This window comes from Acidovorax sp. Q11 (genome assembly GCF_054950075.1).
The window spans coordinates 98,824-121,395 of sequence record NZ_JBUDZG010000007.1; the positions used below are offsets into that span (position 1 = coordinate 98,824).

The 22,572-nt window shown below is 63.9% G+C and carries 26 protein-coding genes; 3 read left to right on the forward strand and 23 right to left on the reverse strand.

Annotated elements, in window-relative coordinates; translation table 11 throughout:
- Positions 1 to 36: 36 nt before the first annotated feature.
- From secY to ACYZGB_RS08540, 18 genes are all read right to left on the reverse strand, one after another.
- On the reverse strand, positions 37 to 1,356 hold the full coding sequence (secY, locus tag ACYZGB_RS08455) for a preprotein translocase subunit SecY (protein WP_462387805.1): 1,320 nt from the start codon (positions 1,354 to 1,356) through the stop codon (positions 37 to 39).
- A 24-nt stretch (positions 1,357 to 1,380) separates the two neighbouring features.
- Complete coding sequence (gene rplO / locus ACYZGB_RS08460; RefSeq protein WP_056420309.1) at positions 1,381 to 1,812, reverse strand: 50S ribosomal protein L15; 432 nt, start codon at positions 1,810 to 1,812, stop codon at positions 1,381 to 1,383.
- A gap of 10 nt (positions 1,813 to 1,822) precedes the next feature.
- Complete coding sequence (gene rpmD / locus ACYZGB_RS08465) at positions 1,823 to 2,005, reverse strand: 50S ribosomal protein L30 (RefSeq protein ID WP_063462383.1); 183 nt, start codon at positions 2,003 to 2,005, stop codon at positions 1,823 to 1,825.
- A 14-nt stretch (positions 2,006 to 2,019) separates the two neighbouring features.
- Positions 2,020 to 2,538, reverse strand: a complete 519-nt coding sequence (gene rpsE / locus ACYZGB_RS08470; protein WP_034711783.1) for a 30S ribosomal protein S5 — start codon at positions 2,536 to 2,538, stop codon at positions 2,020 to 2,022.
- A gap of 17 nt (positions 2,539 to 2,555) precedes the next feature.
- Complete coding sequence (rplR, locus tag ACYZGB_RS08475) at positions 2,556 to 2,921, reverse strand: 50S ribosomal protein L18 (RefSeq protein ID WP_005793639.1); 366 nt, start codon at positions 2,919 to 2,921, stop codon at positions 2,556 to 2,558.
- An 11-nt stretch (positions 2,922 to 2,932) separates the two neighbouring features.
- Positions 2,933 to 3,466, reverse strand: coding sequence for a 50S ribosomal protein L6 (gene rplF, locus ACYZGB_RS08480; RefSeq protein WP_063462382.1), 534 nt, complete (start codon positions 3,464 to 3,466; stop codon positions 2,933 to 2,935).
- Positions 3,467 to 3,491: 25 nt separating this feature from the next.
- Positions 3,492 to 3,887: a 30S ribosomal protein S8 gene (gene rpsH, locus ACYZGB_RS08485; protein ID WP_008906523.1), complete on the reverse strand. Its 396-nt coding sequence runs from the start codon at positions 3,885 to 3,887 to the stop codon at positions 3,492 to 3,494.
- Positions 3,888 to 3,907: 20 nt separating this feature from the next.
- Positions 3,908 to 4,213: a 30S ribosomal protein S14 gene (gene rpsN, locus ACYZGB_RS08490; RefSeq protein WP_462387806.1), complete on the reverse strand. Its 306-nt coding sequence runs from the start codon at positions 4,211 to 4,213 to the stop codon at positions 3,908 to 3,910.
- Between the two features lie 8 nt (positions 4,214 to 4,221).
- Positions 4,222 to 4,761, reverse strand: a complete 540-nt coding sequence (rplE, locus tag ACYZGB_RS08495; protein WP_063462381.1) for a 50S ribosomal protein L5 — start codon at positions 4,759 to 4,761, stop codon at positions 4,222 to 4,224.
- A 9-nt stretch (positions 4,762 to 4,770) separates the two neighbouring features.
- Complete coding sequence (rplX, locus tag ACYZGB_RS08500; protein ID WP_462387807.1) at positions 4,771 to 5,091, reverse strand: 50S ribosomal protein L24; 321 nt, start codon at positions 5,089 to 5,091, stop codon at positions 4,771 to 4,773.
- A gap of 9 nt (positions 5,092 to 5,100) precedes the next feature.
- The gene (gene rplN / locus ACYZGB_RS08505; RefSeq protein ID WP_007861702.1) at positions 5,101 to 5,469 is read right to left on the reverse strand and encodes a 50S ribosomal protein L14; all 369 of its coding nucleotides are present in this window, start codon (positions 5,467 to 5,469) and stop codon (positions 5,101 to 5,103) included.
- A gap of 195 nt (positions 5,470 to 5,664) precedes the next feature.
- Positions 5,665 to 7,257 (reverse strand): glycerol-3-phosphate dehydrogenase/oxidase, encoded by a 1,593-nt coding sequence (locus ACYZGB_RS08510; RefSeq protein ID WP_462387808.1) that lies wholly within the window; start codon positions 7,255 to 7,257, stop codon positions 5,665 to 5,667.
- Between the two features lie 183 nt (positions 7,258 to 7,440).
- Entirely contained in the window at positions 7,441 to 9,174 is a 1,734-nt protein-coding gene (locus ACYZGB_RS08515; protein WP_462387809.1) for an ABC transporter substrate-binding protein, read from the reverse strand.
- A gap of 135 nt (positions 9,175 to 9,309) precedes the next feature.
- Positions 9,310 to 9,618 (reverse strand): DUF2160 domain-containing protein, encoded by a 309-nt coding sequence (locus tag ACYZGB_RS08520; RefSeq protein ID WP_063462377.1) that lies wholly within the window; start codon positions 9,616 to 9,618, stop codon positions 9,310 to 9,312.
- 12 nt (positions 9,619 to 9,630) lie between these two features.
- A complete protein-coding gene (locus tag ACYZGB_RS08525; protein ID WP_055395662.1) occupies positions 9,631 to 10,443 on the reverse strand; it encodes a carbohydrate ABC transporter permease in 813 nt (270 codons plus the stop codon).
- Positions 10,436 to 11,332, reverse strand: a complete 897-nt coding sequence (locus ACYZGB_RS08530) for a carbohydrate ABC transporter permease (protein ID WP_462387810.1) — start codon at positions 11,330 to 11,332, stop codon at positions 10,436 to 10,438. The genes ACYZGB_RS08525 and ACYZGB_RS08530 overlap by 8 nt, the downstream gene beginning before the upstream one ends.
- Before the next feature lie 148 nt (positions 11,333 to 11,480).
- On the reverse strand, positions 11,481 to 12,557 hold the full coding sequence (locus tag ACYZGB_RS08535) for an ABC transporter ATP-binding protein (protein WP_462387811.1): 1,077 nt from the start codon (positions 12,555 to 12,557) through the stop codon (positions 11,481 to 11,483).
- 1 nt (position 12,558) lies between these two features.
- On the reverse strand, positions 12,559 to 13,650 hold the full coding sequence (locus ACYZGB_RS08540) for an ABC transporter ATP-binding protein (protein ID WP_462387812.1): 1,092 nt from the start codon (positions 13,648 to 13,650) through the stop codon (positions 12,559 to 12,561).
- A 197-nt stretch (positions 13,651 to 13,847) separates the two neighbouring features.
- Between ACYZGB_RS08540 and ACYZGB_RS08545 the strand changes: the two genes are divergently transcribed.
- The 3 genes from ACYZGB_RS08545 (at position 13,848) to proC (ending at position 17,334) form a co-directional block, all read left to right on the forward strand.
- A complete protein-coding gene (locus ACYZGB_RS08545; protein ID WP_462387813.1) occupies positions 13,848 to 14,612 on the forward strand; it encodes a DeoR/GlpR family DNA-binding transcription regulator in 765 nt (254 codons plus the stop codon).
- A 192-nt stretch (positions 14,613 to 14,804) separates the two neighbouring features.
- Positions 14,805 to 16,298, forward strand: coding sequence for a glycerol kinase GlpK (gene glpK, locus ACYZGB_RS08550; protein ID WP_462387814.1), 1,494 nt, complete (start codon positions 14,805 to 14,807; stop codon positions 16,296 to 16,298).
- 190 nt (positions 16,299 to 16,488) lie between these two features.
- Positions 16,489 to 17,334 (forward strand): pyrroline-5-carboxylate reductase, encoded by an 846-nt coding sequence (proC, locus tag ACYZGB_RS08555; RefSeq protein WP_462387816.1) that lies wholly within the window; start codon positions 16,489 to 16,491, stop codon positions 17,332 to 17,334.
- Between the two features lie 94 nt (positions 17,335 to 17,428).
- Here proC and ubiA read toward each other — a convergent pair whose 3' ends face one another.
- From ubiA to ACYZGB_RS08580, 5 genes are all read right to left on the reverse strand, one after another.
- Positions 17,429 to 18,316: a 4-hydroxybenzoate octaprenyltransferase gene (gene ubiA, locus ACYZGB_RS08560; protein ID WP_462387817.1), complete on the reverse strand. Its 888-nt coding sequence runs from the start codon at positions 18,314 to 18,316 to the stop codon at positions 17,429 to 17,431.
- Positions 18,317 to 18,428: 112 nt separating this feature from the next.
- The gene (locus ACYZGB_RS08565; protein WP_462387818.1) at positions 18,429 to 19,064 is read right to left on the reverse strand and encodes an SGNH/GDSL hydrolase family protein; all 636 of its coding nucleotides are present in this window, start codon (positions 19,062 to 19,064) and stop codon (positions 18,429 to 18,431) included.
- Between the two features lie 9 nt (positions 19,065 to 19,073).
- Complete coding sequence (locus ACYZGB_RS08570) at positions 19,074 to 19,577, reverse strand: Dps family protein (protein ID WP_063462452.1); 504 nt, start codon at positions 19,575 to 19,577, stop codon at positions 19,074 to 19,076.
- 119 nt (positions 19,578 to 19,696) lie between these two features.
- Positions 19,697 to 21,442, reverse strand: coding sequence for a dipeptidase (locus tag ACYZGB_RS08575; protein WP_462387819.1), 1,746 nt, complete (start codon positions 21,440 to 21,442; stop codon positions 19,697 to 19,699).
- A 156-nt stretch (positions 21,443 to 21,598) separates the two neighbouring features.
- On the reverse strand, positions 21,599 to 22,564 hold the full coding sequence (locus ACYZGB_RS08580) for a LysR substrate-binding domain-containing protein (RefSeq protein ID WP_094290364.1): 966 nt from the start codon (positions 22,562 to 22,564) through the stop codon (positions 21,599 to 21,601).
- Positions 22,565 to 22,572 lie beyond the last annotated feature (8 nt).

Genomic DNA, 22,572 nt, shown 5'->3' on the forward strand with positions numbered 1-22,572 from the left:
GCGGCACCGCCATGCGGCTACCGCTTTCCGTCATCCTCAACCGCCAGGATTGCCCTTGAAATTGGCTTTCTTGAGCAGCGATTCGTACTGTTGCGACATCATGTAGTTCTGGACCTGGGCCATGAAGTCCATGGTCACGACCACAATGATCAGCAGTGATGTTCCGCCGAAGTAAAACGGAACGTTGTACTTCAAGATCAGAAACTCTGGCAGCAGACACACGAAGGTGATATACACAGCACCGGCCAAAGTCAGGCGGACCAGGATTCTATCGATGTAGCGTGCGGTCTGCTCACCTGGGCGAATGCCCGGGATGAACGCGCCACTCTTCTTCAAGTTATCTGCAGTCTCACGGCTGTTGAAAACCAGAGCCGTGTAGAAGAAACAGAAGAAGATGATCGCTGCGGCATAGAACATCACATAGATGGGCTGACCAGGAGTCAGCGCACCCGAAATGTCCTTCAACCAACGCATCGACTCACCAGCACTGAACCAGTTCACCACCGTTGCAGGCAACAGGATGATCGACGAGGCAAAGATCGGAGGAATCACACCTGCCATGTTCAGCTTGAGAGGCAAGTGCGACGATTGACCACCGTACACCTTGTTCCCCACCTGACGACGGGCGTAGTTCACCAAAATCTTGCGCTGACCACGTTCAACGAACACCACAAAGTAGGTCACCAGACCGACCACGAGGACGATGAAGATAGCAGCCAGGATGCTCATCGCGCCAGTACGCACCAGTTCCAGCAGCCCACCGATCGAACTCGGCAAGCCCGCAGCGATGCCAGCAAAGATGAGGATGGAAATACCATTCCCCAGACCGCGCTCGGTGATTTGCTCACCCAGCCACATCAAGAACATCGTACCGGCGGTCAAACTCACCACAGCCGTCAGACGGAAACCAAAGCCAGGGCTCAACACCAAACCGGCCGAGCTTTCGAGCGCCACAGCAATGCCCAGCGACTGGAACAGGGCCAGGCCCAGGGTTCCGTAACGGGTGTACTGCGTGATCTTCCGACGACCGGCTTCACCTTCTTTTTTCAGCTGCTCAAACGCGGGCAACACGTAGGTCATCAGCTGCATGATGATCGATGCCGAGATGTACGGCATGATCCCCAGAGCAAAAACCGTGAAGCGCGACAGAGCCCCACCCGAGAACATGTTGAACAGGTTCAGGATGCCGCCTTGCTGGCCGCTGAAAAGCTGCTGAAGTTGGGCTGGATCGATACCGGGCACAGGGATATGAGCCCCGATGCGATACACGACCAGCGCAAGCAACAGAAAAACCAGACGACGACGCAGGTCGCCGAACTTACCGGTCTTTGCAATTTGAGCCGCGCTAGTAGCCACAGGTGCCTTCCTTCAGTGCCGGACTCAGGCGACGCTGCCGCCAGCAGCTTCGATGGCTGCCTTGGCACCTGCCGTAGCGCCCACACCGTTCAGCTTGACTGCCTTGGTGAGGGAACCGCTCTTGATCACCTTGACCACCTTGGCCAGCTCGCCGATCAGGCCAGCTTGCTTGAGCGCCAGGACATCCACTTCGGCCAGGCCGAGTTGGTCCAGAGCCGTCAGCGTCACTTCTGCATTGAACTTGAGCAGGTGCGACTTGAAGCCGCGCTTGGGCAAGCGACGTTGCAGAGGCATTTGACCGCCTTCGAAACCCACCTTGTGATAACCACCGGAGCGGGACTTCTGACCCTTGTGACCACGGCCAGCGGTCTTGCCCAGGCCGGAGCCGATACCACGGCCTACGCGGCGCTTGGCATGCTTGGCGCCGTCTGCGGGCTTGATGCTATTGAGTTCCATGATCTATCTCTCAGACGATTTTGACCAGGTAGCTGATCTTGTTAATCATGCCGCGCACTTCGGGCGTGTCCTGCAGTTCGCTCACGCTGTTGAGCTTGCGCAGGCCCAGGCCACGAACGGTGGCGCGGTGCGATTCCTTGGTGCCAATCGGGCTGCGCACCAGTTGAATCTTGACGGTTTGTTGCGTAGTCATATTCAAACTCCGGTTCAGGCGAAGATGTCTTCGACCGTCTTGCCGCGCTTGGCAGCAACATTCGACGGAGTGGTCGAATTGACGAGCGCATCGAACGTGGCGCGAACCATGTTGTACGGATTGGACGAGCCATGGCTCTTGGCCACGATGTCGGTCACACCCAGCACTTCGAAGACTGCGCGCATAGGGCCGCCAGCGATGATACCGGTACCCTTGGGGGCGGGAGCCATCATCACAACAGCGGCGCCGTGATGGCCCGTCACATTGTGGTGAATGGTTCCGTTCTTCAGGGACACCTTGACCATGTTGCGGCGGGCTTCTTCCATCGCCTTCTGCACAGCAGCAGGCACTTCCTTGGACTTGCCTTTGCCCATGCCAACGCGGCCGTCACCGTCGCCAACCACCGTCAGTGCGGCGAAGCCGAGAATACGGCCACCCTTCACGACTTTGGTCACGCGGTTGACCGCGATCATTTTTTCGCGCAGACCGTCGTCTTGACCTTCGCTCTGCACTTTGGGTTGAAATTTAGCCATTTTGTATTCCGCTCCGCTTAGAACTGCAGGCCGGCTTCACGGGCTGCGTCGGCCAGGGCCTTGACGCGACCGTGGTAGGCAAAGCCTGCGCGATCAAATGCAACCTTCTCGACGCCTGCTGCCTTCGCCTTTTCAGCGATGCGCTTGCCGATGATCTGGGCTGCAGCGGCATTGCCACCCTTGCCCGAACCGCCGAGCGACTTGCGCACATCGGCTTCGGCCGTGGAAGCGCTGGCCAGCACCTTGCTGCCGTCGCCGGAAATCACACTGGCGTAGATATGGAGGTTCGTACGGTTCACGGTGAGACGCGCCACGCCTTGCTGTGCAATGCGGATGCGGGTCTGACGCGAACGACGAAGACGCTGCTCTTTCTTGGTCAACATGTTGCAGCTCCTTATTTCTTCTTGGTCTCTTTGATCGTGATCTTTTCGTCCGCATAACGGATGCCCTTGCCCTTGTAAGGCTCGGGAGGACGAACAGCACGGATCTCGGCAGCGATTTGACCGACGCGTTGACGGTCAGCACCCTTGATCACCACTTCCGTGGGGGTAGGGGTAGCCACCGTGATGCCAGCGGGCATTTCGATGTTGACCGGATGCGAGTAACCGACAGCCAGGTTCAGCTTGGAACCCGAAGCGGCGGCCTTGTAGCCCACACCGACCAAGCTCAGCTTCTTCTCGAAGCCCTTGCTGACACCGACCACCATGTTGTTGACCAACTGGCGAATCGTGCCGCTCATGGCATTGGCTTCGCGGGAGTCGTTGACGGGCTCGAAGCTGAGCTTGCCGTCATTGCTCGACACCTTCACCAGCACGTTTTGTGCGAGCGACAGGGCGCCGCCAGAACCCTTCACAGAGATCTGGTCATCTTTCACGGACACATCCACACCTGCGGGGATGGTCACGGGCATTTTTCCTACTCGGGACATTTCAGTTTCTCCTCAATGCCGCGGGTTAGGCCACGTAGCACAGCACTTCGCCACCAACACCGGTAGCGCGCGCCTTGCGGTCGGTCATCACGCCCTTGGGCGTCGTGACGATTGCCACACCCAGACCGTTCATGACTTGTGGAATGGAATCACGGCCTTTGTAGACACGCAGACCAGGGCGGCTGACACGCTCGATGCGCTCAATCACGGGACGGCCTGCGTAGTACTTCAGGGCAATTTCGAGTTCCGACTTGCCAGCTTCGGTTTTCACCTGGAAGCCGTCGATATAACCTTCGTCCTTCAGCACTTGGGCGATGGCGATCTTCACTTTGGAAGAAGGCACCAGAACCGTGGCCTTGGCGACCATCTGTGCATTACGGATGCGGGTCAGCAAGTCAGCGATAGGATCACTCATGCTCATGTTTAATCTCTCCTGCCTGCTTACCAGCTGGCCTTGGTGACACCGGGGATGTCGCCTGCAAAAGCCAGTTCGCGGATCTTGGCGCGAGCCAGACCGAATTGACGGAAGGTGCCACGTGGACGACCGGTGATTTCACAACGATTGCGCTGACGCGTGGGGTTGGCATTGCGGGGGAGCTTCTGCAGGCCCAGGCGGGCTGCATCACGCTCTTCGTCGCTGCGCTTGACGTCGCCAGCGATTGCCTTCAGTTCCGCATACTTGGTTGCGTACTTGGCTGCCAGTTTTTCGCGCTTCAGTTCGCGCTGGATCAAAGCTACTTTAGCCATGCTTCGCCTCAGTTCTTGAACGGGAAACGGAAACCAGCGAGAAGCGCCTTGGCCTCTTCGTCGGACTTGGCCGTCGTGGTGATGCTGATATTGAGACCGCGCAAGGCGTCAACCTTGTCGTACTCAATTTCAGGGAAGATGATCTGTTCTTTGACGCCGATGTTGTAGTTGCCACGGCCGTCAAAGGCGCGACCAGAGATACCACGGAAGTCACGGACGCGGGGCAGAGCCACGGTCACAAAACGGTCCAGGAACTCATACATCTGCACGCCACGCAGCGTGACCATGCAACCGATGGCCTGGCCTTCGCGGATCTTGAAACCGGCGATAGCCTTCTTGGCCTTGGTCACCACAGGCTTCTGACCAGCAATCTTAGTCAGGTCGGCCACGGCGTTGTCCATCACCTTCTTGTCCGACACGGCTTCACTCACACCCATGTTGAGGGTGATCTTGGTCAGACGTGGAACCTGCATGGGCGAGGTGTAACCGAACTGCTTGGTCAGCTCGGGGGCGACTTTGTCGCGGTAAATGTCTTGCAGTCGTGCCATGTTTACCCCTTAGGACGCCTTGATTTCAGCGCCGCTGGACTTGAACACGCGAACGCGCGAACCGTCAGCCTGCACCTTGATGCCCACGCGATCAGCCTTGCCAGTAGCGGCATTGAAGATAGCCACGTTGGACTGGTGGATCGGCATTGCCTTTTCAATGATGCCGCCAGTCGTGCCCTTCATGGGGTTTGGCTTGGCGTGCTTCTTGACGAGGTTGATGCCGTCGATGACGAGGTGGGAGTCATCTTTGCGCAGCGACACAGTGCCGCGCTTGCCTTTGTCACGGCCGGTCAGCACGATGACTTCGTCGCCCTTGCGAATCTTGTTCATGGCGCGTCCTTAGAGAACTTCAGGAGCCAGGGACACGATCTTCATGAACTTCTCGGTACGCAGTTCACGCGTCACGGGTCCAAAGATGCGGGTGCCGATGGGCTCCAACTTTGCATTCAGCAACACGGCTGCGTTGCCATCGAATTTAACGAGCGAACCGTCGCCACGGCGAATACCCTTCGCCGTACGAACCACCACTGCGCTGTAAACCTCGCCTTTTTTGACGCGGCCACGTGGAGCGGCTTCTTTGATGCTCACCTTGATGATGTCGCCCACGCTTGCATAGCGACGCTTCGAGCCACCCAGCACCTTAATGCAAAGGACGGACTTGGCGCCGGTATTGTCGGCAACCTCTAACCGAGATTCTGTCTGGATCATTTCAATATTCCCAACTTGCACCAGAAGACAACAGCCCCAGAGAACTTCTCAAGGGCTGCAGATCAGCCAGTCAGTCTTGGGCCCGTCGTCCGCACCGCAAACCATTTGCAGCACTTCCCGCTGGGCAGAAACTTCACGCTTTGAACGCGAAGCCCTCGATTATGGCAAAGGGCTTTTACGAAGTCAAGCGCTCTATCACAAAGGAACGTGCAGATACTGCTGCGCCAAGGCCAGGAAGACCTCCAACTGGGGGTCGCCCCCCAATTCTTCACGCAGGATGCCTGCCACCACAGGCGCCAGCTGGATGGCCTGGCGCGCATCCAGGAACAGCAGCCGGGAGCGGCGTGCCAGCACGTCTTCGACCGTGCAGGCGTACTCATACCGCGCGGCGAAACGCACCATCGCCTCGGTCAGGCCGCCGCCAAGCACTGTCTGCGCCCCGGGGATCGCCTGTACGGCGGCCGCCTCGCTGCCATATGAATGCAGCCCCTGTGCATCGCTGATGCGGTGCTGCACAGGCGCCTGGGGAGTGCCCACCAGGGGCAGCTGGTTGGTCACACCGGCGGGTTTTGCAGGGAGCAGGCCCGTGGCGAAGCATTTTTGCAACACATCTTCGGCCATGGCGCGGTAGGTGGTCCATTTGCCCCCCGTCACGGTAATCAGCCCACTGCGGCTGGCCAGCACCGTGTGTTCGCGGCTGATCTTCTTGGTGTTGTCGCCATCGTCGTCCTGAGGCTTCACCAGAGGGCGCAGCCCCACCCAGATGCTGCGGATGTCCTCGGCCTTGGGCGCACGGGTGAGGTAGCGGGCGGATTCTTCCAGGATGAAACGTACCTCTTCCCGGAACGGTTCCGGCTCCCGCACGATGTCCTGGCGCGGGCTGTCGGTAGTGCCCAGGATGAGTTTGCCCAACCATGGCACTGCAAACAGCACCCGGCCGTCGGCGGTCTTGGGCACCATCAAGGCGTGGTCAGAGGGCAAAAACTCGCGGTCCACCACGATGTGCACACCCTGGCTGGGCGCCACGATGGGCTTGGCGGGGCGGCCAATGGCCTCGCCGTCCATCTGGCGCAGGGTGTCCACCCACACGCCCGTGGCGTTCACCACCGTGCGGGCGCGCACCGTGAACTGTTGCCCACTGTCCGCGTCCTCGCACACAAAACCGGCCACCTTGCCGGCTTCGTGAACCAGCGCGCGCGCGGGGCAATAGTTGACCACCAGGGCGCCCAGGCTGGCCGCCGTGCGCGCCAGAGCCAGGGCCAGACGGGCATCATCAAACTGACCGTCCCAGTATTTGACGCCGCCCTTGAGCCCTTCGGTGCGGGCCGTCGGCAGGCATTCGAGGGTGCGGGCACGGCCCAGGAACTGGGTGGCGCCCAGCCCCGCCTTGCCCGCCAGGGCGTCGTACATCATGAGCCCGATGCCGTAGAACGGCGTCTCCCAAAAACGGTACGACGGCATGACAAACGGCAAGGGCTGCGCCAGATGGGGCGCGTTGTGCAGCAAGGTGGTGCGCTCGTGCAGCGCTTCGCGCACCAGGGCGATGTTGCCCTGCGCCAGGTAGCGAACCCCGCCATGCACCAGCTTGGTGGCGCGGGACGAGGTCCCTTTGGCAAAGTCGTGCGAATCCACCAGGACCACGCTGAAACCGCGCGCCGCCGCATCCAGCGCAACCCCCAGCCCCGTCGCCCCCCCGCCGATCACGGCGAGGTCATAGTGGTGCGGCTGGGCCAGGCGGGCCAGCAGGTCGGCGCGTTGCGTAGGAAGGGGGGCGGAGGCAGTGGTCATGGGGGTGATTGTCCATGGATGGAGCAAGAATTAAGGGTTTACCCTCGAATTCTTGACACTTCCGGGGAGGAAACCGCCCTCGACGTTCTGGCCATCGGGGGCGGTATGGAGTGAAAAAGGCAGCCAGAGACCTTGTGAGCCCTGGCTGCCTGTGGAGGTTGTCAAAACGCGGAGGTCACAGACTCAACGCGTTTTGCCATCCTTCCAAGCCTGCAGCAACTTGCCATAGGCAATGGTTTCGCCCTTGGGCTTTTCGTTGGCCAGCTTGGCCCATGGGGCCTGCTTGTCGCTCAGCCACTTGGCGTTGTCGCTCTTGGGGTTGAGCTTGGGTGCGCAATGGGCCATGCCAGCGCGCTCCAGGCGGGCCATCACCTGGTCCATTTCGTCGGCCAGCGTGTCCATGGCACCCTGTGGGGTCTTTTCACCCGTCACGGCCTGGGCCACGTTCTTCCACCAGAGCTGGGCCAGCTTGGGGTAGTCAGGCACGTTGGTACCGGTGGGCGACCATGCCACGCGGGCGGGGCTGCGGTAGAACTCGACCAGGCCACCCAGCTTGGGCGCCATGTCGGTCATGGCCTTGGACTGGATGTCGGACTCGCGGATCGGCGTCAGGCCCACCATGGTCTTCTTCAGCGACGTGGTCTTGGCGGTCACGAACTGGGCGTAGAGCCAGGCGGCAGCGGTCTTGTTGGCATCGTGGTCCTTGAAGAAGGTCCAGCTGCCCACGTCCTGGTAGCCGTTCTGCATGCCTTGCTTCCAATATGGACCATTCGGGCCGGGCGCCATGCGCCACTTGGGCGTGCCGTCGGCATTCACCACGGGCAGGCCGGGCTTGGTCATGTCGGCCGTGAAGGCGGTGTACCAGAAGATCTGCTGCGCGATCTGGCCCTGGGCGGGCACAGGGCCGGCTTCGCCGAAGGTCATGCCCGTGGCTTCCTTGGGCGCGTACTTCTTCATCCAGTCCACGTACTTGGTCAGCGCGTAGACGGCTGCGGGCGAATTGGTGGCGCCGCCACGGGACACCGAGGCGCCCACGGGCGTGCACTTGTCGTCGGCCACGCGGATGCCCCACTCGTCGATCGGCAGGCCGTTCGGTGCGCCGATGTCGGCCGTGCCAGCCATGGACAGCCACGCGTCGGTGAAGCGCCAGCCCAGCGAGGGGTCTTTCTTGCCGTAGTCCATGTGGCCATAGATCGGCTTGCCGTCGATGTTCTTCACGTCGTTGGTGAAGAACTCGGCGATGTCTTCGTAGGCGCTCCAGTTCAGCGGCACGCCCAGGTCGTAGCCATACTTGGCCTTGAACTTGTCCTTGATGTCCTTGCGGTCGAACAGGTCGGCGCGGAACCAGTACAGGTTGGCGAACTGCTGGTCAGGCAGCTGGTACAGCTTGCCGTCAGGACCGGTGGTGAACTTGGTGCCGATGTAATCCTTGAGATCAATGCCGGGGTTGGTCCACTCCTTGCCTGCGCCGCCCATGTAGTCGGTCAGGTTCATGATCTTGCCGTAGCGGTAGTGTGTACCGATCAGGTCCGAGTCCGAGATCCAGCCGTCATAGATGGACTTGCCCGACTGCATGGAGGTCTGCAGCTTCTCGACCACGTCGCCTTCCTGGATCAGGTCGTGCTTGACCTTGATGCCCGTGATTTCCTCAAAGGCCTTGGCCAGCGTCTTGGATTCGTATTCGTGCGTGGTGATGGTTTCGGACACCACCGAAATTTCCTTCACGCCCTTGGCCTGGAGTTTTTTGGCTGCGTCGATGAACCACTTCATCTCGGCCATCTGCTGGTCTTTATTCAGCGTGGATGGCTGGAATTCGCTGTCGATCCACTTCTTGGCCTCGGCCTCGCCGGCCCAGGCAGCCTGCCCCATCGCCAGAGCCGCGGCGGCGAAAGCGATCGCCTTGAACTGCATCTTCATTGCTGTCTCCTCTCAGATTGAGACCCCCATTGGTAGACCGGCACCAACCCGGGGGGGAACCAGGCCAGGCCTTCGACACTACAAAAACAATAGCCAAAAATGCTTACCTATCAGGCGCAAACGGTCATTTCTGCCTTAACCCTTGCGCATGATCAGCGCCAGCAGCGCCATGGACACCACAAAGCTGATCCAGATCGACGGGTCGCCCTGCAGGCTGAACCACTGGGCCAGCTTGCCGCTGATGCCCACAAAGATCAGGTTCACGTAGGCGGCCGACAGCAGCCCGATAAAAAGCCGGTCGCCGCGCGTGGTCTCCAGGGGCAGGAAACCCTTGCGCATGGTCGTGGGCGACTTGATCTCCCACACCGCCATGCCCACCAGCATCAGCACGATGCACGTAAAGAACACTGCCACCGGCAGCGTCCAGGCCATCCAGTCAAACATGTCGCTGCCTCCTCAAACCCGGCCCATCGCGAAACCCTTCGCGATGTAGTGCCGCACAAACCAGATCACGATGGCACCCGGCACGATGGTCAGCACACCCGCCGCCGCCAGCGTCGCCCAGTCCATGCCCGACGCACTCACGGTGCGCGTCATGGTGGCCACGATGGGCTTGGCGTTCACGCTGGTCAGCGTGCGGGCCAGCAGCAGCTCCACCCAGCTGAACATGAAGCAGAAGAACGCCGCCACGCCCACACCAGCCTTGATCAGCGGCAGGAAGATGGTCATGAAAAAGCGCGGGAAGCTGTAGCCATCGATGTAGGCCGTCTCGTCGATCTCGCGCGGGATGCCGCTCATGAAGCCTTCCAGAATCCACACCGCCAGTGGCACGTTGAACAACAGGTGGGCCAGCGCCACGGCAATGTGCGTGTCCATCAGCCCCACGGTGGTGTAGAGCTGGAAGAACGGCAGCAAAAACACGGCCGGGGGTGTCATGCGGTTGGTCAGCAGCCAGAAGAACACATGCTTGTCGCCCATGAACTGGTAGCGGCTGAACGCATAGGCTGCCGGCAGCGCCACGGTGAGTGAGATCACCGTGTTGATCGCCACATAGATCAGGCTGTTGATATAGCCCGAGTACCACGACGCATCGGTGAAGATGGTCTTGTAGTTGGCCCAGGTGAAGTTCTGCGGGAAGAACGAGAAGCTCGACAGGATCTCCTCGTTCGTCTTGAAGCTCATGTTGACCATCCAGTAGATGGGCAACAGTGCGAACAGCAGGTACGCAATCAGGAACAGCGTCCGCTTCTGGAAACGTTTTTCATTCATGGCCGGCTCCTTCGTCGCTGACGGTGCCCACGCGCTGCATCCAGTTGTAGAGGATGAAACACAGCAGCAGGATGATGAAGAAATAGATCAGCGAGAACGCTGCGGCAGGGCCCAGGTCGAACTGGCCGACCGCCTTGGTCGTGAGGTACTGGCTGAGGAACGTGGTCGCATTGCCCGGTCCGCCCCCCGTGAGCACGAAGGGCTCGGTGTAGATCATGAAACTGTCCATGAAGCGCAGCAGCACCGCAATCATCAGCACACCGCGCATCTTGGGCAGCTGGATGTAGCGAAACACCGCGAACTTGCTCGCACCGTCGATGCGGGCCGCCTGGTAGTACGCATCGGGGATGGAGCGCAGCCCGGCAAAGGCCAGCAGCGCGACCAGCGGTGTCCAGTGCCACACATCCATCAGCAGCACCGTGAGCCAGGCCTGCGTGGCATTGCCGGTGTAGCTGTACTCGATGCCCGCCTCCTGCAGCATGCGGCCCATCAGGCCGATGTCGGCACGGCCATAGATCTGCCAGATGGTGCCCACCACGTTCCAGGGGATCAGCAGCGACAGCGCCACCACCACCAGCACGGCCGACGACTTCCAGCCCTGCGCGGGCATGGACAGCGCGAGCAAAATGCCCAGCGGTATCTCTACCGCCAGCACCGCCAGCGAGAAGGTCAGCTGGCGCCACAGCGCCGCGTGCAGCTCCTCGTCGCGCATCACGGCGGCAAACCATTCGGTGCCGACGAACACGCGCCGCTCGGGCGAGATGATGTCCTGCACCGAGTAGTTCACCACCGTCATCAGCGGCAGGATGGCCGAGAAGGCCACGCACAGAATCACGGGCAGGATCAGGAACCAGGCTTTCTGGTTGACGGGTTTAGTAGTCGCGCTCATGCCAGAGACTCCAAAAGACTGATGCCAGCCACAGCGCATGGCACGGGCACAGCGCCATCAGCGGGACGCCCAGCAAGGGCCGCCCCGCAGCAAAGGGCGTCGTCCCCCTCGCAGGGGGAAGCCGCGCAGCGGCTCAGGGGGTGGGCCGTCATGCCAGCAACTCCTCATTCTTGTAAAAACAGGTGTGCTCACCCAGCACCTGCAGCCACGCCGTGTCACCGGCCGATGGCAGACGGGTCTCGGGCGCGAAACGCGCCTTGACGGTGTGCTCGCCCACCTTGGCAGTCAACATCAGGTAGGTGCCGATGTCCTGCACCTGTACCACCGTGCCGGGCAGCGCGCCCGCTTGCTGCGGCTGGGCCAGGGCCAGGTATTCGGGCCGTATGCCCACCTGCAGGGCGCCATCGGGCAGCGCGCGGCCCACGGGGCTGGCCAGGCGGTGCCCGGCCACCGAGAGGCTCTCGCCATCGCGGTGTGCGGGCAGAAAGTTCATGCCCGGCGAGCCAATGAAGTGCCCCACGAAGGTGTGTGCGGGCCGTTCGAACAGCGCGTCGGCCGAGCCGACCTGCACCGCCTTGCCACGCGTCATCACCACCACCTGGTCGGCAAAGGTCAGCGCCTCGACCTGGTCATGCGTCACATAGATCAGCGTGAGCTTGAGTTCGTGGTGGATCTGCTTGAGCTTGCGCCGCAGCTGCCACTTGAGGTGCGGGTCGATCACCGTGAGCGGTTCGTCGAACAGCACCGCCGCCACGTCGGCGCGCACCAGGCCACGGCCCAGCGAGATCTTCTGCTTGGCGTCGGCCGCCAGGCCTGCGGCGCGCTGGTTGAGCTGGCCGCTCATCTCCAGCATCTCGGCAATCACGCCCACACGCTGCTTGATCTGGTCCTCGGGCACCTTGCGGTTGCGCAGCGGGAAGGCGAGGTTCTCGGCCACCGTCATGGTGTCGTAGATCACCGGGAACTGGAACACCTGCGCAATGTTGCGTTCTTGCGGGCTGGCGCGCGTCACGTCGCGGCCATCAAACAGCACCTTGCCATGCGATGGCACAAGCAGCCCCGACATGATGTTGAGCATGGTGGTCTTGCCACAACCCGAGGGGCCGAGCAGCGCGTAGGCACCACCGTCCTCGAACTCCATCTTCAAAGGCAGCAGCGCGTAGTCGCTGTCCTGCTGGGGGTTGGGCTTGTACGAATGCGCCAAGTCCAGACTGATGCGGGCCATCTCAGCGACCTCCTTGTGCGGTAACGGGCCGCGCGGGCGCCCGGGCCAGGCGGCCATCGGCACCAAACACATAGGCCTGGGCCGGGTCCAGGTGCAGCGTGATGGCCGTCCCCAATTCAAAGTAATGCACACCGGTGAGCTGTGCCACCAGATCGCCCCAGGGCGTAGAGGCATGCACAAAGGTGTCAGAGCCCGAAATCTCCGCCAGCTCCACCACCCCGGCCACGCTCACGTCGCCGGGGCGTGCATGCACCCGCAGCGCACTGGCGCGCACGCCCACCGTCAGTCCGGCCGCCGTGGCCACGCCTTGTGGCAGGGGCAGCGTCAGCTCGGCCCCGCCTTGCAGGCGCACGCCCTGTGCGGTGGCCGAGGCCGCCATCAGGTTCATCGGCGGGTCGCTGAAAGCGCGCGCCACGCGCAGCGAATTGGGCGCATGGAACACCTCGGCCGTGGGGCCGTACTGCAGCAGCTGGCCTTCGTCCAGCACCGCCGTGTAGCCGCCCAGCAGCAGGGCCTCGCCCGGCTCGGTGGTGGCATACACCACGGTGGATTGACCGGCGGCAAACAACTGAGTCAGCTCTTCGCGCAATTCTTCGCGCAGCTTGTAGTCCAGGTTCACCAGGGGTTCGTCCAGCAACATCAGCGGCGCGCCCTTGGCCAGAGCACGGGCCAGTGCCACGCGCTGCTGCTGGCCGCCCGACAGCTCGGCAGGGTAGCGGTCCAGGAACATGTCGATGTGCAGGCGGCTGGCGATCTCGCGCACCCGGGCGTCGATGTTCTTTTCGCCGCGCAGCTTGAGAGGCGACGCAATATTGGCCGCCACCTTCATCGAGGGGTAGTTGATGAACTGCTGGTACACCATGGCCACGTTGCGGTCGCGCACGGGCATGCCAGTCACGTCCACGCCATCCACCGTCACGCGCCCGGCCGTGGGCGTGTCGAGCCCGGCCATGATGCGCATGAGGCTGGTCTTGCCCGCCTGCGTGGCGCCCAGCAGCACCGTGACGGCGCCGCTATGGAGCGCCAGGCTCATGTCATACAGCCAGGTCTGCGCCCCCACCTTCTTGCTGATGCTGTCCAATGCCAGCTGCATCACGCAACCTTTCGTTTGTGCCCCTGGGGCAAGTGAAGAATCCTGCGCCGCTGCGATCAGTGACGCAGGCAGCCCTCTCGGTTTTCGATTGCGTTCATTTTTGTTCTTTTTTGATCGTATCGAATCAAGGTTTACCCTTAACGGGTTCCTTTTTGTTCGATTTAAAGTATCCCTCACCCAACGTTGCCCCCATTCGCGTGAATACGAACCCCCGACAACTGCTGCTTCTGGAAGAAGTCCGTGCGCGCAAGTCCGCCACGGTGGAACAACTGGCCGACACCCTGGGCGTGACGCTGCAGACGGTGCGCCGCGACGTGCAGCGCCTGGCCGAGTCCGGCCTGCTGACGCGTTTTCACGGCGGCGTGCGCGTGCCCAGCTCCACGGTCGAAAACCTGGCCCACACCCAGCGCGAAACGCTCAATGCCGAAGGCAAGGCGCGCATTGCGCGCGCCGTGGCCGAGCAGGTGCCCAACGACTGTTCGTTGATCCTGAACATCGGCACCACCACCGAAGCCATCGCCAAAGCGCTGCTGCACCACCGCGGCCTGCGTGTGATCACCAACAACCTGAACGTGGCCGCCATCCTGAGCGGCAACCCCGAGTGCGAAGTGATCGTGGCCGGCGGCGTGGTGCGCGCCCGCGACCGGGGCATCGTGGGCGAGGCAGCGGTGGACTTCATCCGCCAGTTCCGGGTGGACATCGCGCTCATCGGCATCTCGGGCATCGAGCCCGACGGCTCTCTGCGCGACTTCGACTACCGCGAAGTGAAGGTGGCGCAAACCATCATCAAGCAGTCGCGCGAGGTCTGGCTGGCGGCCGACCACAGCAAGTTCAACCGTCCGGCCATGGTGCAGCTGGCCACGCTGGGCCAGATTGGCCGTCTGTTCACCGACGCACCACCACCCGAGCCCTTCCCTGCCTTGCTACAAGATGCTGGCGTGGTTTGCACTGTCGCTGCATGAATCAGGACAACCCCCTGTGGCGCTTCGCGCCGTCCCCCTTCTCTCGAATTGCTGCGCAATTCGGGAAGGAGGACACCGCCAGCGCGGCGGGGCGGCCCTTGCGCGGCGGTCGCTGGCTTGAGCAGCACCCGTTCATGGGCCGGCTATCCAACTTAAGGGCCAATCCAACGGCCTGACATAACCTGCTTACCTATGACCTACCTGCTCGCCCTCGACCAAGGCACCTCCAGCTCCCGCAGCATCGTGTTTGACGAACGCGGCCACATCGTGGCCCAGGCGCAGCTGGAGCTGCCGCAGATCTACCCCCAGCCCGGCTGGGTGGAGCACGACCCGCTGGAGATCTGGCGCACCCAGCTCGCCACCGCGCGCGATGCGCTGGCCAAGGCGGGCATTGCGGCCAGCGCCGTGCGCGCGGTGGGCATCACCAACCAGCGCGAAACCACGGTGCTGTGGAACCGCAAGACGGGCCAGCCCGTGCACCACGCCATCGTCTGGCAGGACCGCCGCGCCGAGCCCGCCTGCGCCCCACTGCGCGAACAGGGCCACGCCGCCACCATCCAGGCCAAGACGGGCCTGCTGGTGGACGCCTACTTCTCGGGCACCAAGCTGCAGTGGCTGCTGGACCATGTGCCCGGCGCACGCGATGCGGCCGAGCGCGGCGAGCTGGCCTTTGGCACGGTGGACAGCTGGCTGATGTGGAAGCTCACCCACGGCCAGGTGCATGTGACGGACGTAAGCAACGCCTCGCGCACCATGCTGTTCAATGTGCACACCAACCAGTGGGACGACGAGCTGCTGGCGCTGCTGCGCATCCCCAAGGCGCTGATGCCCGAGGTGCTGCCATCAAGCGCCCACTTTGGCGACACGGCGGCCAACCTGCTGGGCCACACCATCCGCATTGGCGGCGTGGCGGGCGACCAGCAAAGCGCGCTGTTTGGCCAGGCCTGCTTCACGGCGGGCATGGCCAAGAACACCTATGGCACAGGCTGCTTCATGCTCATGCACACAGGCGGCACGTTCCAGACATCGCAAAACGGCCTGCTCACCACCAGCGCGGCGCAGCCGGGCACGCAGCCAGAATTCGCCATGGAAGGCAGCGTGTTTGTGGGCGGCGCCGTGGTGCAGTGGCTGCGCGACGGCCTGCGCGCCATCTCGACCAGCGGCGAGGTCGAGTCGCTGGCGCAAAGCGTGCCCGACTCGGGCGGCGTGATGATGGTGCCCGCCTTCACCGGCCTGGGCGCTCCGTACTGGAAACCCGACTCGCGCGGCACCATCACCGGCCTCACACGCGGCACCACGCTGGGCCACATCGCCCGCGCGGCGCTGGAAAGCATCGCCTACCAGAGCGCCGCCCTGCTGCTGGCCATGAGCCGCGACGCCGTGGCCGCTGGCGGTGCGCCAGTGAGCGAGCTGCGTGTGGACGGCGGCGCCTGCATCAACGACCTGCTGATGCAGTTCCAGGCCGACCTGCTGGGCATTCCGGTGGTGCGCCCGGCCGTCATCGAGACCACGGCCCTGGGCGCCGCCTACCTGGCGGGGCTGTCGAGCGGCGTGTACCGCAGCACGGATGAACTCTCGCAGCTGTGGCGCGCCGACCGCCGCTTTGTGCCCACGCTCAGCAGCGCGCGTGCGCAGGAGCTGATGGCGAACTGGGAACACGCGGTGCGCCAAACAGTAGCTGAGTAGCTCCCCCTGAGGCGCTGCGCGCCTTCCCCCTCTCTGCTTCGCTTTGCTCGCGGAGGGGGACGCTCCCAGCGCGGCGGGGCGGCCCTTGCGCGGGAGCACTGGCATGGGCCGCGCCAGTTGCGCAGGCCATTCGGACAATCACAGGTCTCCGGCGCTACCATCGGCTCTCCCTTTCCAGCCTGCCCGCAAAATGACCTCCCCCGCTCCAGCCACAGCAAACTCCTCCCTCCCCACCATCGCCTTCATCGGCGGCGGCAACATGGCCAGCGCCATCATTGGCGGGCTGATCCGCCAGGGCCACCCGGCCAGCCAGATCGAGGTGGTCGAGCCCTACGCACCCACGCGCGAGGCGCTGCTCAAGAACTTCGGCCTCACGGCGCAGTCCGAGGCGGGCGCCGCGCTGCAGCGCGCCAGCATCGTGGTCTGGGCCGTCAAGCCCCAGACCTTCAAGGACGCCGCCGCGCAGGCCCAGCCGCACACCCAGCAGGCCCTGCACCTGAGCGTGGCCGCAGGCATCCGCTCGGACAGCATCGCGCAGTGGCTCGCCACCGAGCGCGTCGTGCGCACCATGCCCAACACGCCCGCGCTGGTGGGCAAAGGCATGAGTGCAATCTACGCGCGCCCCGCCGTGACCAGCGCCGAGCGCCAGAGTGTGGAGGCCATCATGGCGTCCACGGGCGAGTTCCTGTGGGTGGAGAGCGAGACCCAGCTGGACGCCGTCACCGCCCTCTCGGGCTCGGGCCCGGCCTACGTGTTCTATTTCCTCGAAGCCATGACGCGTGCCGGGGTGGGCATGGGCCTGTCCGACGCGCAGGCGCACCAGCTGGCCGTGGGCACCTTTGTGGGCGCCTCGGAGCTGGCCCGCCGCTCCGACGAGCCCCCGGCCGTGCTGCGTGAGCGCGTCACCTCCAAGGGCGGCACCACCTATGCCGCCCTGCAGTCGATGGAGGCCAGCGGCGTGTCGCAGGCGTTCGAGGCCGCCATGCGCGCCGCCGAAAAACGCGCCAACGAACTCGGCAACGAGTTCGGGGCCTGACCCCAGGCACCCTGTTCACGGCGCGGTGGGGAACCGTGAACATTTTTTATGGCTTTTTGGCCTTCTCCGCGCTCCCATCAAGCGTTGATAGCTATCAATTTGTGAGTATTGACCGCACCAGGTAGCTGCCTGCAATGCCCGCAAACACCGTGGCGCCCAGCCAGTGGTTGATGCGGAAGGCCTTGAAACAGCCCTCGCGGGTGCGGGTGCGGATCAGGGTGAAGTGCCACACGGCCTGAGCGAGTGCAGCGGCAATAGCTATATAAAAAATAGCACCCAAGGCATAGGGGGCGAGCGCAAAGCCCCAAATAGCCAAGAAAAGCAGGTAGAAGACCACAATCCCCGCCACATCGAAGCGCCCCAGCGTGATGGCCGAGGTCTTGATGCCGATCTTGAGGTCGTCGTCGCGGTCCACCATGGCGTATTCGGTGTCGTAGGCCAGCACCCAGAACAGGTTGCCCAGCCACATCCACCAGGCAACAAAGGGCACGCTGCCCTGCACGGCGGCAAACGCGATGACGATGCCGAAGTTGAACGCAATGCCCAGCACCGCCTGCGGCATGGAAATGAGGCGTTTGGTGAACGGGTAGGCAATGGCCACCAGCACGGCGGGCACGGACCACAGGATGGCGGCGGTGTTGGTGGTGAGCACCAGGCCAAACGACACGATGGCCAGCACGGCGCCCAGGCCCAGCGCCTCCTTGACCGACACGGCGCCCGTGGTCACAGGCCGTTGTGCTGTGCGCTTGACGTGTTTGTCAAAGTCGCGGTCGGCCACATCGTTCACACAGCAGCCCGCGCTGCGCATGAGGATGGTGCCCAGCACAAACACCACCAGCAGGTGCCAGCCCGGAAACCCATCGGCCGCGATCCACAGTGCCGACAGCGTGGGCCACAGGCACACCAGCCAGCCGGCGGGCCGGTCCCAGCGGATGAGGTCGAGGTACAGGGCGAGGCGGCTGCGCGGGGTGACGGACGGCATGCGTTGGCGGGTGCGGAAGGGTTAAAGAAACCCGCCGAACGTGCGGGCGCACCGAATGTAGCAGCAGCGTCTACCAGTCCCGCCCACCGGGCGGGGCTGGTATTGGAAGAGGCTAAAGGAGGCGCGCGACCACCGGGGTCAATGCCTGCGCCAGCCGCGCATGCTGGTCTGCATCCAGGTGCACGCCGTCCACCGGGCTGGCCGTGACCACCTGGCCAGCATCCAGGAAATGGCAGTCCAGCGTGCGGGCGACTTCCTCCAGGGCGGCAGCCATACCGACGCACCGCAGGTCACCTCCCTCGAACTTGGGCGTGACCGGGCCATGCGCCTCCCTGATGGGTGGCGGCGCCACCACCAGGATGGGCGGCACGGGCATACCGGGCTCGATGGGCGCCTGCCGGATCGCGGCCACCAGCTCGGCCAGCCCTTGCGCGGAATGCCAGGCGCTGTTCTGGTGGGTGGACTGAAAGTCGTTCGTGCCCAGCATGAGCACCACCAGCGCCAGCGGGGAATGGACCTCGATGCGCTGGGCCAGGCCCTGCAGGCCATTGCGCCCAGGCTTGAAGGGATCCTCCCATACTGTGCGCCGGCCATTGAGGCAGTCTTCGATCACCCGCACCTGGCGGCCCTGCTGAAGCAAGGCCAGCTCCATCGCTCCCGGCCAGCGCTGCTCGAAGGGCAGTCGCTGGCGGGTTCCGGGCACGATGCCCCACGACAGGGAATCGGCGTACACCAATACGTGCTGCACGCCGGTGCCTCACTCTTCCAGCAGCGAACGCAGCATCCACGCCGTCTGCTCATGCACCGTGAGGCGCTGGGTCAGCAGGTCGGCCGTGGGCTCGTCGCTGGCCTTGTCGGCCAGGGGGAACAGGCTGCGTGCGGTGCGGGCCACGGCCTCGTGGCCTTCGACCAGCACACGCACCATCTCCAGTGCCTTGGGCGGCTTGGCGGGCGCATCGGGCACCGTGGCCAGCTTGCCGAACTCGGCATACGAGCCGGGGGCAACATGGCCCAGCGAGCGGATGCGCTCGGCGATCGGGTCCACCGCGTTCCACAGTTCGGTGTACTGCGCCATGAACATGGTGTGCAGCGTGTTGAACATGGGGCCCGTCACGTTCCAGTGGAAGTTGTGGGTGGTCAGGTACAGCGTGTAGGTGTCGGCCAGCAGGCGCGACAGGCCCTGGGCGATGGCGGCACGGTCCTTGTCGCTGATGCCGATGTTGATGCTGGGGGCGGCGGTGGTCTTGGCGGCTTTGGCCATGGAGGCTCCTTCGTTGGCAGAAAAACAATCGATGGATCTGCCCCGCAGCGCCCCCGGCAGATGCCCCGGGGGCCGCGGCGTGGCGGCTCACGGCCACTGTAGCGCAGCGGCCTCCGCCGTTATTGCATCTGGCTCAAATTCCCGATGCGCACCAGCATCTCGGTGAACATCTGCATGTCGGCGTCCAGGTCCACCACTTCCTTGAACTCCTTGGCGTTGTGGGCCGTGTACTTCTTGCCCGGCATGGCGGGGCCGAAGTTGATCGCGTTGGGCATGAGCTTGGCCGTGGTGCTGCCCGCCGTGGGCACGGGCTTGGCTTCCAGGCCCGTGGTGTCGCCAAAGGTGTTGAGCAGCGTGGCCAGCCAGGCGCCCTTGGGGTCGCGCGCCATCCAGTTGCCCTGCTGGTGGTCCACCTCCACCGCCACACCGGCCTGGGCGCCCCATGCCTTGAGCTTGGCCGAGGTGGCCTGGGTCAGCGCCTCGGGCGTGCTGCCACGGGGCATGCGCACGTTCACCAGCACATCGACCTTGCCATCCTTCTCGCGGATGAGGTTGGGCGACATGGTGAGCGGGCCCATGAAGTCGTCGCTGTAGGCCAGTCCCAGGGTGCGGCCCAGGTAGTCCACGCCGTACAGGTCGGTGAGGTAACGCACGGCCTGCGCGTAGCCATTGGGGGCCAGCGCCACGCCCGACTCCTTCAGGAACAGCGCCAGGCGCGGCAGCGGGTTGACGCCCTCTTCGGGGCGCGAGCCATGGGCCGATGCGCCCGTGACCTTCACGGCCACGGCGGCGCCGTCTTGCGTGACGTCAATGCGGAAGGCGCCGCCCTGGGGCTGGTACTTCTCGACGAACGCCGCCTTCGCAGCGTTCAGGCGCGCCGCCACGTCGGCGGTGTTGCCGCCCTGCAGGCGGGCCGTGGCGGTCTGCGGCACGGCGTTGGTTGAAGCAGCCCCGGCCATGGCGGTGATCGCCGTCGCGCCGGTATTGGCAGCAGGCTGCAGCGGGAACGAGGCGCGCAGCGCGCCCGAGCCCTTTTCGGCCACCACGGCGGGGTACTTGCTGTCGAGCACGATGTTGTACTCGGGCAGCGCGGTCTTGGCGCGGTAGTACTTCATCGCGTCGCCACCGGTTTCCTCGGTGGTTTCGATCATGAGGCGGATGGTGCGTGCCAGCGGCAGGCCGCTGTCCTTCACGGCCTTCATCGCAAACAGCACGGTGGCGATGGAGCCCTTGTCGTCGATGGAGCCTCGGCCATACAGATTCCCGCCCACGCGGGTCAGCCTGAAGGGGGCGAGCTTGGTGCCGTCGTCCAGCACCCATTCGTCGGCCACCACGGGCACCACGTCGGCATGGGTGAGGATGCCGAACTCTTCGGGGCCGCTGCCGGGCAGCTTCACTTCAAAGATGCGGTTGTCCACGTTGCGGTACTGCAGGCCGAAGTCGCGCGCCATGCCTTCGACCAGGGTGCCGAAGGCAATGATGGCCGGGTCTTCATGCGGCGGCACCTTGGCAGACCGCACGGTGGGGATGGCCACCATCTTCGCGGTGGCATCGATCACGGCCGCCTGGTTGCGCAGGCGGTTGTGCAGGCCGAGCAGTCGGCTGATGTTGACCAGGTCATCGCCCGCCAAGGGCTTTTTCGCTGCATATGCAGCCACGGCGGGTTGCAGCTCGGGCTGCATCTGCGCGGCCAGCGCCAGGAACTGGCGGAAGTCCGCCGCAGCGGCTGCGCTGGGCGTGGCCGCGATGCGGTCGAGTGTGGGCTTCTTCAGCGTGGCGGCCGTGGTCGCCGTCGTGGAGGGGGGAATGGACGAGCACGCCGTCAACGCGGCGGCCAGGGTGGCGGTCAGCCAGAGCTTCTTCATGGGAACCTTCTGTAGAAAGCGGGGCGCAGCCGGACGATGGTCTGCGGACACTGCGCAACATGCATGCCCCAGCTGCACTGGCCAGGTCGGCCAACTCAGGGGCGGCGCGAGTGTAGCGCCGATTCCCCGTGGCAAAACCGCGGCCGCAGGGCCGGTTCAGGACAGGCGGTTCACGCCCGGCAGCTCGCAGGCGTAAATGGCGTTGCGCAGGGCGGCGATGGCCTCATACCGGGTGAAGCTGCGGCGCCAGGCCAGCACCACGCGGCGCATGGGCGGAGGGCTGCCGTCTTCCTCGCGGATGGGCAGATAGCGGATGTAGGTTTCGTCGCTTTTGCGGCGGCGCGACACGGTGAGCAGCGCGTCGCGCGGCACCGACAGGCGCGGCACCAGCGTCACGCCCATGCCGGCGGCCACCATGTGCTTGATGGTCTCCAGCGACGAGCCCTCGAACGACTTGCGGATGCCCTCGGCATTGCTGGCAAAGCGTGCGAACTCGGGGCAGACCTCCAGCACATGGTCGCGGAAACAATGGCCCGCGCCCAGCAGCAGCATGGTCTCGCTTTTCAGCTCGGCCGCCGTGACCGAGCGCTGCGCCGCCAGCGCATGCGTGCTGGGCACGGCCGCCATGAAGGGCTCGTCATACAGCGGCGCCATGGCCAGGCCCGTGTCAGGGAAGGGCTCGGCCAGGATGGCGCAGTCGATTTCGCCCGTGCGCAGCATCTCCAGCAGCTTGACGGTGAAGTTCTCCTGCAGCATCAGCGGCATTTGCGGCGTGCGCGTGATGGACTGGCGCACCAGTTCGGGCAGCAGATAGGGGCCGATGGTGTAGATCACCCCCAGCGTGAGCGGCCCGGCCAGCGGGTCCTTGCCACGCTTGGCGATTTCCTTGATGGCCGCCGCCTGCTCCAGCACGCTCTGCGCCTGGCGCACGATGTCCTCACCCAGCGGGGTCACCGTGACTTCGCCCGCGCTGCGCTCGAACAGCTTCACGTCCAGCTCTTCTTCCAGCTTCTTGATGGCCACCGAGAGCGTGGGCTGCGACACATAGCAGGCATCGGCCGCATGGCCAAAATGTTTCTCGCGGGCCACCGCAACGATGTATTTGAGTTCGGTGAGGGTCATGGTGAATT